The following is a 13,227-nucleotide window of genomic DNA, read 5'->3' on the forward strand; positions in this document are numbered from 1 at the left end:
AGATGTTCATGCATCTTCTCACCTTTTTTTATAGAAAGGTGCTAGATCCAATCATTTGATAAATCTGCAGTTCCTACCAGTGAAACGCACTGATCGATGCGATCAGACCCAGATCATAAGGAGTTGATGATTGATTGTCGATGGACCGATATATCTGTCTTGAATGTCACTATATCTACGATCCGGTCAAAGGGGATCCAAAGGGTGGGATCGAGCCCGGAACACCGTTTGAGAAACTGCCCAAGACCTGGCGATGCCCCGAATGCGGGATCTATATCACCAAGAAAGGGGTCTTCAAGAAACTCGATAATTGATACGGCTTACCCAAATCACAGGGCACCGTTCATCTTTTTTAGATCATGTAGAATGCAACATTTTGACCGATCGAAGATGAAAAAAAATGTCTGATATCGGTTAATTCAGAAAATATGCACTGGTATTATCATTCTAAGAATTCAGGGGATTCTTCTCGAAACCGCTACCCCCTACACGTGAACCACAGGATCTGTACCATCAGGTAGATCTTCGATGATTAACGAGGATCCATGATATCAGAGCGATGAGTCATCACCGTTCTGGAGACGCAGCCACTGGGTATACTCCCGCCGAAGGGTCTCAAGTTCCTCGCGTGAGAGATCATCCCTGCCGGCAGCATGGAGAAACTCCTCAAGTTGAACGACCACGTCCTCAGCATCCCGATAGTCCCTAACATCCAGATAAACCGGAGCCCGTTTGGCATTGATCACCTCACCACAGACATGGCAGAGTTTCCAGCGTTCGAACCGGTCCACGTAGGTGAAGGTGGAGCAACCGGGACAACGCAGAACGTGAAACATGGACAACGCAAGATGCGATTTCAGATGTAAAAAACTCTTCGGGATTGTTCAGTGAGGAGCACCGGTTTATTTTCGAAGATCCCCACACCCGAGAAGAGGGGAGGTGAAGAATTATCCACGCGGGTGTTCTATAGGATCACAGGAGACGTATCCGCATGGCCAGGATCCTGATCATCGATGACTCATCATTCCAGCGTGGAATTATCCGAAAAACACTGCAACAGGTTAATTACGAAACGATAGAGGCAAAAAACGGCAGGGAGGGACTGGAACGTGTCCTTGATGACGCACCTGATCTGATCCTGCTCGACCTGGTCATGCCGGAGATGGACGGGTTCACCGTGCTCTCAGAACTGCAGAAACTGAAAAATACGGTTCCGGTGCTGGTGTTAACCGCCGATATCCAGGAGATAACCAGGGATCAATGCCTTGAACTCGGTGCCGCCGGGTTCTTGAACAAGCCAGTGAAGATGGAGGATCTGACCAGCGCAGTACTGGGTGGGCTTGGCGCATGAACCAAATGCCACAGGTGCTGACCGGCGAGAAGCGGGACGCCCTGACAGAACTGATCAACATCGGTGTCGGAAAAGCAGCCGGGATGCTGAACCAGATGACCTCGCACCAGATCTCGCTGCGGGTCCCATCGATCGACCTGGTGACTCTCGATGACCTCAATGAAGTGGTGTATGGGCGGGTTGACGATCGACAGGCAGCCGTGAAGATGGACTTCTCCGGCTCGTTCTCCGGCACAGCGGCCCTGATTTTTCCGACTGCCAGTGCGGCCCAGTTGGTCTCGTGCCTGACCGACGAGGAACAGGGAACCCCCGACCTCGACGCACTCAGGGCAGTGACCCTGATCGAGGTGGGGAATATTGTCGTGAACTGTGTGATGGGTTCGATCACGAATATGCTCAATGAGCATGTCAGGTACAGCCTTCCCATCTACTTGGAGGGATCGATCGCGGCACTTGTACATTCTGATGCAGCAGCCCTCAACGAGTGGATGCTGTTCATAAAGACCCGATTCAGTATCGAACACCTCCATATTGAGGGGGATATTCTGCTGATCCTGGAGACCAGATCGCTGGACGCCCTCTTCGCGGGGATCGACAAATTGAGTGCAGGACCTGCTGAATAATGATACCAATCAAAGAGGCCTGGGACCGGGATATGCTGCTGAACGCAGTGCCAGTTGGGATCCTAGTGCTGCGCAGCGATATGACCGTCCTCTTCTGGAACAATACCCTTGCCGGCTGGACTGGAATCAGCAGTGAGACGATCGCCGGAAGGCAGATTGGAGAGTTCTTCCCCGATTTGGTATCCCCAAAGATCACGATGCGGCTCTGCGCGGTCTTTGAGCAGGGGGTACCGGCCATCTTCTCGTCCCAACTCCACCAGTACATGATCCCGGTGCCACTTGGAAACGGACGGATGCAGAACCAGAAGACGACGGTAACGGCACTACCGTCAGGGGAAGGCCATTATCATGCCCTCTTCTCGATAGAGGATGTGACTGATCTAGTGAACCAGGTCAAGGCCTACCGGGGGATGCGCGATCAGGTGCTCGAGGAGATGACCTGTAGACTGCAGGGAGAGGAGGAGATCAGGCAGAAGAACAATGAACTCTCCATCCTTCACCAGATCACACAGGTCGCCACCTCATCCGCATCGGTCGACGAACTGGTAACCCTCGTCCTCGGAAAGGTCATCTCCCTGCTGGGTTTTGAAGGGGGAGGGGTCTGCCTGATCCGACAGGACCAGCAGAATACTGCAGATCTGATCGCATCCCAGGGGCTCCCGCCTGAGTTCGTCGAAGTAGTCAGAACAATCACGATCACCAGTCCCCAGGTCAGGCAGGTGCTGATCGAGGGATCCTCCCTGTTCTTCAAGGACCAGCACCAGTTGAGTCCGATCTTCCAGGCTCTCGGATTTAAAGTGGCCGCTTCGATCCCTCTGATCGCCGACGATCGAGTCGTTGGCGGGATGAATGTCGTCAGTTCACAGGTCCACCAGTTCGACGATGATGAGCGGGGTATTCTCGAGTCGATCGGTAGGGAGATCGGGGCTGCGGTCGTGAAGACAGAACTGCAGCAGCAGGTACAGTCTACCTGTACCCGGGCGAACCTGTACCTTGATATCGTCACCCATGATGTGAACAATGCGATCACGGCGACGATGATGTATGCCACCCTGCTGACCGAGACCCTGGATGGAGAGGACCAGGATATCGCAGAACGCCTGTTGGTCGGAGTCGAGAAGAGCGGGGAGATCATCAGGAACGTCTCCACGATCCGGCGGATCCACGAGAACCATACACCCCTACAAAATACAGACCTGGTCAGGGTGATCAGATCTGAGGCAGAGCACTTCGATGAGACCAGGATCGCTGTTCCTTCGGGGGAAGTGATGGTGATGGTCGACGATCTGGTCGCCGAGATCTTCACCAACCTGATCGGGAACAGTCTGAAGTATGGGGGGCCGTCGGTGAGAGTACAGGTCCGGATCAGGGATCTCAGGGAGATGGTCGAGATCTCCGTCGAGGACGACGGCCCCGGTATCCCGGATTCTCAGAAGGAGATGGTCTTCAACCGGTTTTCACGGGGAGATCAGGACTGTTCCGGGAAGGGGCTCGGCCTCTTCATCACCAGATCCCTGGTCGAGCGTTACGGTGGCACAATCCAGGTTGAGGACCGGATACCAGGCGACCCCGGAAAGGGGGCGGCCATCAGGTTCACCCTTATGAAAGGATCTCCGACAAAGGGGAACTGACAAGGTATTTACCAGTACAGGCTTAAGATATCTTATCCAGAATCCGGTGACCTGATGATACCGACAAACACATCAAGACTCAGGAAATTTGTATCTCCAGAGTTTGTCTACGGTAGCGGTGCTCGTATGCTCGCCGGGCAGTATGCTCGGAACTTCGGGGCCAGAAAGGTGTTGCTGGTTACCGATCCCGGGGTGGTCAGAACCGGATATGTAGATGAGGTGGTACAGACGCTGACCGAGGTCGGTGTCAGTGTTCATCTCTTTGATCAGGTCTCTTCTAATCCCCGGGTGGAAGAGGTGATGGAAGGAGCACTGCTGTATCAGGCTGGCGGATGCAATGGAATCGTCGCAGTGGGAGGTGGATCGGCCATCGACTGTGCAAAGGGGATCGGGATCGTCTCAGCACACCACGAGCATATTATCTCTTTTGAAGGGGTTGACCAGGTGAAGAGGCCTGGTCCACCCCTTGTCTGTGTTCCAACCACCGCCGGCTCTTCAGCAGATCTCTCACAGTTTGCGATCATCTATGACCAGACCAGGCGTCGGAAGTTCGCGATCATCAGCAAGGCAATCGTCCCCGATGTCTCGCTGATCGACCCGGATACCCTGATCACCCTCCCGTCGCACCTGATCGCAGTGACCGGGTTCGACGCCCTGGCCCATGCCATCGAGGCCTTTGTCTCCAACGCCAGTTCCCCGATCACCGATCTCCAGGCCCTGGCGGCGATCCGGCTGCTGGCCACTACCCTTCCACAGGTAACTGAAAGCACCACAAATGGACAGCGGGAGAGCCTGATGCTTGCGAGCCTAGAGGCAGGACTGGCCTTCTCGAATGCGAGCCTCGGGGCCTCCCATGCAATGGCTCATGCCCTCGGCGGTCTTCTGGACATCCCACACGGGGTCTGCAATGCCATCCTCCTCGAAAAGGTCGTCGCATTCAACTTCTCTGCGGTACCGGAACGATACACCCGTATCGGAGAGATATTTGGGCTGGATCTCAAGGATAAATCTGACCAGGAAGTGAAGGAGTCGGTCTGCGCCGGGATCAGGGGACTGGCCGCAGGCATTAAGGATATGCCGGATCTCAAAATGCTTGGGGTAACCAGGGACGTGATCTCGTTAATGGCTGCCGATGCTATGGAGGACCCCTGCATGGTCACCAACCCAAAGAAGCCGACGGTGGAAGAGATCGAGGCGATCTATGAAGAACTCCTCTGATGATCACTGGGATCACCTGCGTGAGCAGATTATCGGACTTGGTGAACATTCCACCCGTAAGAACTATTACCCGGAACTGCAAGCACAACTTACAGATCTGGAACGGTTCAGGGCCCTCCTCGACCAGTCCAATGATGCTATCCTGCTGATCCAACTGCCTGTAGGGAGAATAACAGACCTGAACTGGTCCGCCTGCGAACAGCTTGGGTACCGGCGGGACGAGTTGCTCAATCTCCAGATCAGCGATCTGACACCCCCCGGTACCCCCGATCCCTCCAGACTGGTAACTGCAGACCTGCACCCAACGCAGACCCTGACCACCTGCCTGCTCAGGCAGGATGGAAGCAAGATCTGCGTGGAGATGACTATTCGGTTCACCAGTTTTGGCGGAAATGACTATCTGGTGGCCGTGGCCAGGGACATCTCCGAAAGGAATCGGATTCTGGAGGCACTGACCGAGTCGGAGAACCGGTACAGGAGGGTCGTTCAGCAGGTCTCCGATGGGCTGATGATCGTGGACCCGGAGAACGAGGGGATTGTGGAGACGAATATGGCACTCCAGCAGTTGCTTGGATATACAGCTGGGGAACTGGTCCACCTCTCACCTGTCGATCTGGTGGCTGACGGGTCGACAACTCTGACCGCAGATCCGTCCGCCACAGTCCCGGTCGAGGGGGAACTGATCCGCAAGGATAGAAGCCGGGTTCCGGTGGAGGTCCGGAAGAACCCGATCACCTATCCAGAAGGAAAGGTGGTCTTCTGCTGGATGATCCGGGACATCCGGGGACGCCGGGAACTCGATCGGATCAAGCGGGAGGCCCTACAGCAGATCGAGCAGAACATCGTGCAGTTTGCAACCCTCGGCGACCATATCAGAAACCCGCTGGCGGTGATCGTCGGGCTCGCAGACCTGGAGGAGGGGATATATACCAAACAGATTCTCAGGCAGGCAGAGGAGATCGACAGGATCATCGACCGTCTCGACCGAGGGTGGTTCGAATCAGAGAAGGTCAGATCCTTCATCAAGAAGTACTATTGATCGTTCACGATCACTTTCACCCTGCAGCCTTCAACCCTTTTATCCAGCCGACACCAGATGCTGATCATCCCTATGTCTACCCCGATCGACCAGATCTGCAGCAACCTCGCCGCCAGGATCGACGTTTCCCGTGACTATACGGTAATCACACACGACAACATCTATCGGGCAGGATTCAGCGATTCATACCTCTTTTCATCCACCTATCAGCGGGGGCTGTCCATAAAGCAGGAACTGCTCGAAGCCTACCTGAATGTTTCGTTCGATGATGCACTGAACGGGGAAGTGATCGAAATGCCGGACGGCCGGAGCTGTTACCAAGTCACCGATTCTGTTGACTGCAGGCTGGACCGGCCTGACCCCGACCTGCTGCGGACCCTGCTCTGGGAGGATCTGACGTTGATTCCGGGAATCGGGGCCAGGACGGCGGCGAGCCTGCAACGACGGGGATATCGAACGATTAACGACCTCATCTGGAATCGGCGGTTCAGGGAGGAAGCGAGCAGGGTGCAGCGACGGATCGAAATGACTGACCGAAACGACCTGCTCGACCTGGTTCTATCGCGCCATTCTCGTTCCCACCGGCTCGCCTTCCTGGCAGGGTCACCCCTGCAGAAGAGCGACCTCCTCTTCTTCGACATCGAGACGCTTGGGTTCTTCTCCCGTCCGATCATCCTCTTCGGGCTAGCCAGGCTCAGGGAGAACCAGTTGATCACCACCCAGTTCCTGCTGAAGGGGGTCCGGGACGAGCAGGCGGCCCTGATGGCCACGCTCAAACTGTTCTCGCCGGGGACCGTACTGATCACCTTTAATGGTCGGTCCTTCGACCTGCCGTATCTGCAGGAGCGATGCGCCTACTACCGGCTGCCGGAGCCGAGGCTGCCTCAGATCGATCTCCTCCACCACAGCCGATCGCTCTGGAAGAACCAATTCCAGGACTGCAAACTCGGTACTTTGGAGGCAAAACTCTGCGGGACGGTCAGAGAGGACGATCTCCCGTCGGCGATGGTCCCTGAGTTCTACGCTGCCTATCAGCAGACAGGTAACCCCGGGCCGCTGGTGCCGATCGTCGAGCACAACCGGCAGGATCTGGTCACCACGGCACACCTCTACGGGCTGATCCAGGAGATCTATCATGACCGCTGAAGCCCTGCTGGCAGCCCTGAAGGGTTCGGAACGCCACAGCAGGCGAATTGCTGCAGTTAGGTCTATCGAGGGGCGGGAGGCTGCGTATGGCTCCCTGGAACGTCCGCTCTCCTTGCGCCTCGAAAGGATGCTCGACGAGCGGGATATCCGCCTGTACACCCACCAGTGCGCGGCTATCGAGGAATGCAGACTGGGGGGAAGTCTGATCCTCACCACCCCTACGGCCAGCGGCAAGACCCTTGGGTTTTCGCTGCCGGTGCTTGAGCGACTCGAAACAGAGCCGGCTGCCACCGCTCTCTTCCTCTACCCGACCAAGGCGTTGGCCAGGGACCAGATGCGAGTGCTCCTCGATCTGGAGGCTGCCAGTGGTATCCGGATAGGACCGGCGGTCTACGACGGGGACACGCCCCAGGGAATGCGGCCGCAGATCCGCAACCAGTCCAGGATTGTAATCATGAATCCGTATGAACTGCACCAGGTCCTTCCCTGGCATTATAAGTGGTCCCGGTTCCTGGCAGGACTGCAGTTCATCGTTATCGATGAGGCGCACCGGTATCGAGGGGTCTTCGGCTCCTCGATCGCCCTGCTGCTTCGGCGGCTGGAACGGATCTGCCGGGGGTACCGGCGGACCCCGCAGTACCTGCTCTCGACCGCAACATTGGCGAACCCGGAGGAGTTCGGGAAGATGCTGACCGGCCATCCCTGTCGATTGATCGAGAGGAACGGCGCGCCGCAACAGAAACGGCACGTAATCCTGTACAACCCATATATACCCGGGGAGACAGGGTCGACGATCACGGCCGCCGCCGAGGTGATGCTCACCTCGGTCAGACATGACCTGCAGACCCTCTGCTTTGCCCAGTCCAGGAAGACCGCAGAGGTGATCACCACAGTAGCGAAGGAGTACCTGCAGCAGGCCGGGGAGGTGGACCGATACGAACTGGCGGCCTACCGGGCCGGGTACCTGCCGTCCGAGCGGCGGGACCTCGAGAACCGGCTCCAGCAAGGTCAACTCCATGGGCTGACCACCACCTCCGCCCTAGAGGTCGGGATCGATATCGGCTCGCTCGATGCGGTGGTGCTCTGCGGGTATCCCGGCACGATGATCGCGACCTGGCAGCAGATTGGCAGGGCCGGCCGACGGGAGGTGCCGTCGGTCGCAACCGTCATCGCCCAGCAGGGACCGCTGGATCAGTATTACATGCATCACCCCGAGGCGTTCTTCGCCGCCCCGCACGAGCAGGCTATCATAGACCTGGGAAACCCGGCGATCGTCTCAGGACAGCTCCTCTGCGCTGCTGCAGAACTGCCGCTGACTGACGGCGACCAGGATCTCTTCGGTCCGCTCTTCTCGCCGCTGACGACTGCACTCGTCAGAGAACGGCTGCTGGCAGAGACCGAGTCTGGCCTTGTCTATGCCGGAAGACAGCGGGCTACCGAGGCCGTCAAACTCGACGGGTTGAGCGGTGACATCTTCCGGGTGGTCGCTGGCGGCAGGGTGCTGGAGACCCTTGACCGACACCAGGCCTACCGGGAGGCCTTCGCCGGAGCCATCCTCCTCCACCAGGGGGAGACTTTCGCAGTGACGGCGATGGAACCGGAGAACCTGGATATTACCGCCGAACCGGTCGACGTCGAATACACCACAAAGCCGCTCCATGCCACCGAGATCACCGCCGGCACCGTCGCAACCACCACTGTCCGCCCAGGACTTACCATCGAGACCGGGGAGGTGACCGTGCAGGAGACCTTCACCGGTTACCAGATCAGACAGTACGGCGAGGTGCTCGCGACCCATCACCTCGGCCTGCCACCCCTTACCTTTCAGACCCGAGGGGTCTCGCTGAAGTTCTCTGCGACGCTGCTCCAAGACCTGACTGTAGCCGGCCTCGACCCGGCCGGTGCGCTTCATGGGGCAGAACACGCCCTGATCGCAGTGATGCCGGTCCACCTGCTCTGCGATCGGCAGGACATCGGCGGAGTCTCGATGGTGATGGCACCGGAGACCGGCGGGCCGCTGATCTGTATCTATGACGGCTGCCCGGGCGGGGCAGGATTGACAGCGAGGGTGCCGTCCCTGCTCGGGAAGTTGGCGGCAATGGCCGGGGACCTGGTCACCTCCTGCCCCTGTACCGACGGCTGCCCGGCCTGCATCCACTCCCCTAAATGCGGAAACGACAACTGTCCGCTCGACAAGCAGGGGACGATCATGGTCCTTGCGAAGATCCAGGCGGCACTCTCAACACCCTGAATCCAAGTCCAATAACCAGAGGTCTCACACCCTCGCTCTTATATCAGGTGTGCGACCATCTGATCCTGATGTTGCAGGTCTCCCCGATGATGGCAGCCTATCATAAGAGGCTCCAGGATGGCCTCTACGAGGCGATCAGTGTTGCAGAGCAAGCGAGGGCTCTGGGGATCGACCCCAAGACCAGGGTCGAGATCCCGATAGCCAATGACTTGGCCGACCGGGTCGAAGCGTTGCTCGGAATCACAGGCGTCGCGGCACGGATTCGGGAACTCGAACAGACGATGTCCCGAGAGGAGGCTTCCCTCCGGATCGGCGACGACTTCGTCGCCAAGCGCTTTGGAGAGACGACTCGGGAGGAGATCCTCGATCATGCGATCAGGACCGGGATGGCCCTGCTGACCGAAGGGGTGGTGGCGGCCCCCACCGAGGGAATCGGGAATATCTGTCTTGGCAGGAACGATGACGGAACCGATTACCTAAAGATCTATTATGCCGGCCCGATCCGGAGCGCCGGCGGAACAGCACAGGCGCTCTCGGTGCTGGTCGGCGACTATGTCAGGCAGCAACTTGGGATCGGGAGGTTCATCCCGCGCCCCGAGGAGGTCGAACGGTACATCGAGGAGATCAAGCAGTATAACTCGATCATGTCGCTCCAGTACCTGCCGAGCGAGAAGGAGATCAGAACGATCGTCTCCAACTGTCCGGTCTGCATCGATGGTGAGGCAACCGAGCAGGAGGAGGTCTCAGGGTACCGGAACTTGGAACGGGTCGAGACGAACGTTGTCCGGGGCGGGATGGCGCTGGTCGTCGCCGAAGGGATGGCCCTCAAGGCCCCGAAGATCCAGAAGAACGTCCGGAAGATGAAGATGGAGGGCTGGGAATGGCTCGACGAACTGATCAGCGGGACGGTGAAGACTGGTGACGACGACGATGAGATCGGGGTTAAACCCAAGGACAAATACATCCGCGACCTGATCGGCGGTCGGCCGGTCTTCTCATATCCTATGCGTAAAGGGGGTTTCCGGTTGCGGTATGGCAGGGCACGGAACACCGGGTTCGCGGCGGCCGGCCTCCACCCGGCGACGATGCACCTACTCGGCGATTTTCTGGCGGTCGGTACCCAGATGAAGGTCGAACGACCAGGCAAGGCCGCGGGGATCGTGCCGGTGGATACCATCGAGGGGCCGACGGTCAGGCTGGTGAACGGGGACGTCCTCCGGGTCGATGATCTGGCGCTCGCCCACCAGATCTCCGGGTCGGTGGAGCGGATCCTCGATGTCGGTGAGATGCTTGTCTCGTACGGTGAGTTTCTGGAGAACAACCATCTGCTGGTACCCTGCGGATACTGCGATGAGTGGTGGCAGTTGGAGAGCAACGGAGCAAGCCGCCCGACGGACGAGACCGAGGCGATCCTGCTGGCCCTCGACGGGGGATACCTCCATCCAGAGTATACACAGATGTGGGACGACATCACGCCAGAACAACTGATTACTCTCTCAGACTGGGTCAGCCGGACCGGGGCGGTCACCAGAGCCGGGCTCGTCCTTCCCTGCGAAGCGGAAGGGAAAGCGATCCTCGAGGAGTTGCTGGTTCCACACACAGTCAGGGACGACCGGATCATCATCTCCCGTCATCTGGTGCTGATAGCAGCCCTCGGGCTCGACCTGCACCTGCAGAGGCGAGGAGTCTGGGCGGATGCGCCGACCGACGGCCATAATGCATTGTCGCTCGCCTGCCACCTCGCCGGGTTTGCGATGCGGCAGAAGGGAGGGACGCGGATCGGGGGTCGGATGGGCAGGCCCGGCAAGTCCAAGGCGCGGGAGATGAAGCCTCCGCCCCACGCACTCTTCCCGGTCGGCGAGGCCGGCGGCGCCCGTCGTTCATTCCAGGAGGCCTCGACCTACGCTCCGGAACGAAACCGGGACGGTGGAGTGATCACTGCAGAGGTTGGGGAGCGGCGGTGCCCCGCATGCAAGACGATCACCTACAAGAACCGATGCACCTGCGGGGCTCACACTGAACCTGTCTTCCGGTGCCCGAAGTGCAACATAGAGATCAACGCGGACAGGTGCCCCCGGTGCGATGGCGGGACGGTCTGCACCCAGACGGTCTCGATCAATGTTAAGAACGACTATGCTACGGTCCTTGAGGAACTCGGCCTCAGGACTGGGATGGTCCCGCTCGTCAAGGGGGTAAAGGGACTGATCTCACGGGAGCGGGTCGTCGAAGACCTGGCCAAGGGGGTCCTCCGGGCCCGGCACAGCCTCTATGTCTTCAAGGACGGGACGGTCAGGTACGATATGATCGATCTTCCCCTGACCCATATCCGGACCGACGAGTGCGGAGTGACCCCCGAACAACTGGTCGCCCTCGGGTACACCCAGGATGTCTACGGGGTGCCGCTGACCGACCCGACGCAGGTGGTGGAACTCCGGCCTCAGGACATCCTGGTCTCAGAGAAGTGTGCCGTCTGGCTGCTGGAGGTGACGGCTTTCATCGACGATCTGCTGGAGAAGGTCTACCACCTCCCCCGATTCTACAATGTCACGTCCCGGGCCGACCTGATCGGCCACCTGGTAATAGGACTTGCACCGCACACCAGTGCCGGAGTACTGGCCAGGCTGGTCGGGTTCACAAAAGCGAATGTCGGCTATGCCCACCCGTTCTTCCATGCTGCGAAGAGGCGGAACTGTTTCTATGGAGATACGGTCATCGAGGTCTATGATTATCGCTCCTGGACGAAGGTGCCGATCCGGCAGTTCGTCCTCGAGAACTTTGACCTTTCAAATCCAGGGCTCGACCATTTCGGCACATTCTACTCTGATCCAAAGAGGTCGTTTCTGACCCGATCGGTAGATACGCAGGGAACGATGCATCTCAAGAAGATCACCTCGGTTTCGGTGCACCGGGCCCCGCCCGCCCTGATCCGGTTCGGGACCTCCCGGGGAAAGGTAGTCTCGGTCACCCCCGAGCATGCGATGCTGATCTGGGACGTGGACTACCTCAAAAAGATCCGGGCCGACGAAGTTAAGATCGGAGACGCTGTCCCGGTCTACGAAGGCGGGCAGGTGCTCGCCGACCGGATCACCGAACTGGACATCGTTCCCTGCCCCGACGATAGGGTCTTCTGCCTGACGGTGGCCGATGACCACACCCTGGTCGCGGACGGAATCTTCACCGGCCAGTGCGACGGGGATGAGGACTGTGTGATGATGCTCCTCGACGGGCTGATCAACTTCTCCCGTTCGTTTCTGCCAGAGACTAGGGGCGGATCGATGGATGCTCCGCTGGTGCTCACCTCCAGGCTCGACCCGGCCGAGATCGACAAAGAGTCGCTGAACGTCGATGTCGGGTCCAGTTATCCACTGGAATTCTACCTGGCCGCCCAGCAGTACACCCACCCAAAAGACCTCGATGCCCTGATCGATCGGGTGGAGCGGCGGCTCGGCACCCCAGCCCAGCTGGAGGGGTTCATGTTCACCCATGATACTTCCAATATCTCGGAAGGGCCGCTCGAGTCCACCTATACGATCCTCGAGTCGATGGTCGACAAGCTCGGCGCCGAACTCGACCTGGCCGAGAAGATCCGGGCCGTCGACGCCGACGATGTGGCAGAGCGAGTGCTCAAGACCCACTTCATGCCCGACCTGATGGGAAACCTATCCGCCTTCTCCAAGCAGAAGTTCAGGTGCACCCGGTGCGGCTCCAAGTACCGTCGGATGCCGCTCGCCGGACGGTGCATCAAGTGCGGGAATACGATCATCCCGACTGTGCATGAGGGGTCAGTGAAGAAATACCTGGAGATCTCCAAGGGGATCTGTAACAAGTATGCGGTCTCGGAGTACACCCGCCAGCGGGTCGAGGTGCTGGACATGGCGATCCAGTCCACCTTCGGGGCGGCGAAGGAGCAGCAGCTCGGCCTCGCGGACTTTATGTGAGAGGCACGGGGGACTGGAAGCGTTCCTCCT

Annotated in this window: 10 protein-coding genes; 9 read left to right on the plus strand and 1 reads right to left on the minus strand. The window is 58.6% G+C overall.

All coding sequences use genetic code 11. The features are described 5' to 3' along the window. The first annotated feature begins 140 nt into the window (after positions 1-140). A complete protein-coding gene (locus MPAL_RS11225) occupies positions 141-314 on the plus strand; it encodes a rubredoxin (protein ID WP_012618857.1) in 174 nt (57 codons plus the stop codon). A gap of 237 nt (positions 315-551) precedes the next feature. Here MPAL_RS11225 and MPAL_RS11230 read toward each other — a convergent pair whose 3' ends face one another. Then, positions 552-836, minus strand: coding sequence for a DUF1922 domain-containing protein (locus MPAL_RS11230; RefSeq protein ID WP_012618858.1), 285 nt, complete (start codon positions 834-836; stop codon positions 552-554). Positions 837-991: 155 nt separating this feature from the next. Between MPAL_RS11230 and MPAL_RS11235 the strand changes: the two genes are divergently transcribed. The 8 genes from MPAL_RS11235 to MPAL_RS11270 all read left to right on the plus strand — a co-directional run bounded on the left by MPAL_RS11235 (position 992) and on the right by MPAL_RS11270 (position 13,197). Further along, on the plus strand, positions 992-1,351 hold the full coding sequence (locus MPAL_RS11235) for a response regulator (protein ID WP_012618859.1): 360 nt from the start codon (positions 992-994) through the stop codon (positions 1,349-1,351). Next, positions 1,348-1,974 carry a chemotaxis protein CheX gene (locus MPAL_RS11240; RefSeq protein ID WP_012618860.1) on the plus strand — a complete coding sequence of 209 codons (627 nt, stop codon included), beginning with the start codon at positions 1,348-1,350 and terminating at the stop codon, positions 1,972-1,974. The genes MPAL_RS11235 and MPAL_RS11240 overlap by 4 nt, the downstream gene beginning before the upstream one ends. Next, entirely contained in the window at positions 1,974-3,605 is a 1,632-nt protein-coding gene (locus MPAL_RS14735) for an ATP-binding protein (RefSeq protein ID WP_012618861.1), read from the plus strand. The genes MPAL_RS11240 and MPAL_RS14735 overlap by 1 nt, the downstream gene beginning before the upstream one ends. A gap of 54 nt (positions 3,606-3,659) precedes the next feature. Next, a complete protein-coding gene (gene ercA / locus MPAL_RS11250; protein ID WP_012618862.1) occupies positions 3,660-4,823 on the plus strand; it encodes an alcohol dehydrogenase-like regulatory protein ErcA in 1,164 nt (387 codons plus the stop codon). Continuing rightward, entirely contained in the window at positions 4,807-5,862 is a 1,056-nt protein-coding gene (locus MPAL_RS14740) for a PAS domain S-box protein (protein ID WP_012618863.1), read from the plus strand. Before ercA ends, MPAL_RS14740 begins: the two co-directional genes overlap by 17 nt. Positions 5,863-5,919: 57 nt before the next feature. Then, positions 5,920-7,008: a ribonuclease H-like domain-containing protein gene (locus MPAL_RS11260; protein ID WP_012618864.1), complete on the plus strand. Its 1,089-nt coding sequence runs from the start codon at positions 5,920-5,922 to the stop codon at positions 7,006-7,008. After that, positions 6,998-9,259: a DEAD/DEAH box helicase gene (locus MPAL_RS11265; protein WP_012618865.1), complete on the plus strand. Its 2,262-nt coding sequence runs from the start codon at positions 6,998-7,000 to the stop codon at positions 9,257-9,259. The genes MPAL_RS11260 and MPAL_RS11265 overlap by 11 nt, the downstream gene beginning before the upstream one ends. A gap of 68 nt (positions 9,260-9,327) precedes the next feature. Beyond that, complete coding sequence (locus MPAL_RS11270) at positions 9,328-13,197, plus strand: DNA-directed DNA polymerase II large subunit (protein ID WP_048146029.1); 3,870 nt, start codon at positions 9,328-9,330, stop codon at positions 13,195-13,197. Positions 13,198-13,227 lie beyond the last annotated feature (30 nt).

Source organism: Methanosphaerula palustris E1-9c, from assembly GCF_000021965.1.
Taxonomy (GTDB): Archaea; Halobacteriota; Methanomicrobia; order Methanomicrobiales; family Methanospirillaceae; genus Methanosphaerula; species Methanosphaerula palustris.

Coding starts and splice junctions, on each gene's coding strand:
- MPAL_RS11235 (WP_012618859.1), top strand. CDS start 992: ATGGCCAGGATCCTGATCATCGATGACTCATCATTCCAGCGTGGAATT.
- MPAL_RS11230 (WP_012618858.1), bottom strand. CDS start 836: ATGTTTCACGTTCTGCGTTGTCCCGGTTGCTCCACCTTCACCTACGTG.
- MPAL_RS11225 (WP_012618857.1), top strand. CDS start 141: ATGGACCGATATATCTGTCTTGAATGTCACTATATCTACGATCCGGTC.
- MPAL_RS14740 (WP_012618863.1), top strand. CDS start 4,807: ATGAAGAACTCCTCTGATGATCACTGGGATCACCTGCGTGAGCAGATT.
- MPAL_RS11265 (WP_012618865.1), top strand. CDS start 6,998: ATGACCGCTGAAGCCCTGCTGGCAGCCCTGAAGGGTTCGGAACGCCAC.
- MPAL_RS14735 (WP_012618861.1), top strand. CDS start 1,974: ATGATACCAATCAAAGAGGCCTGGGACCGGGATATGCTGCTGAACGCA.
- ercA (WP_012618862.1), top strand. CDS start 3,660: ATGATACCGACAAACACATCAAGACTCAGGAAATTTGTATCTCCAGAG.
- MPAL_RS11270 (WP_048146029.1), top strand. CDS start 9,328: ATGTTGCAGGTCTCCCCGATGATGGCAGCCTATCATAAGAGGCTCCAG.
- MPAL_RS11240 (WP_012618860.1), top strand. CDS start 1,348: ATGAACCAAATGCCACAGGTGCTGACCGGCGAGAAGCGGGACGCCCTG.
- MPAL_RS11260 (WP_012618864.1), top strand. CDS start 5,920: ATGCTGATCATCCCTATGTCTACCCCGATCGACCAGATCTGCAGCAAC.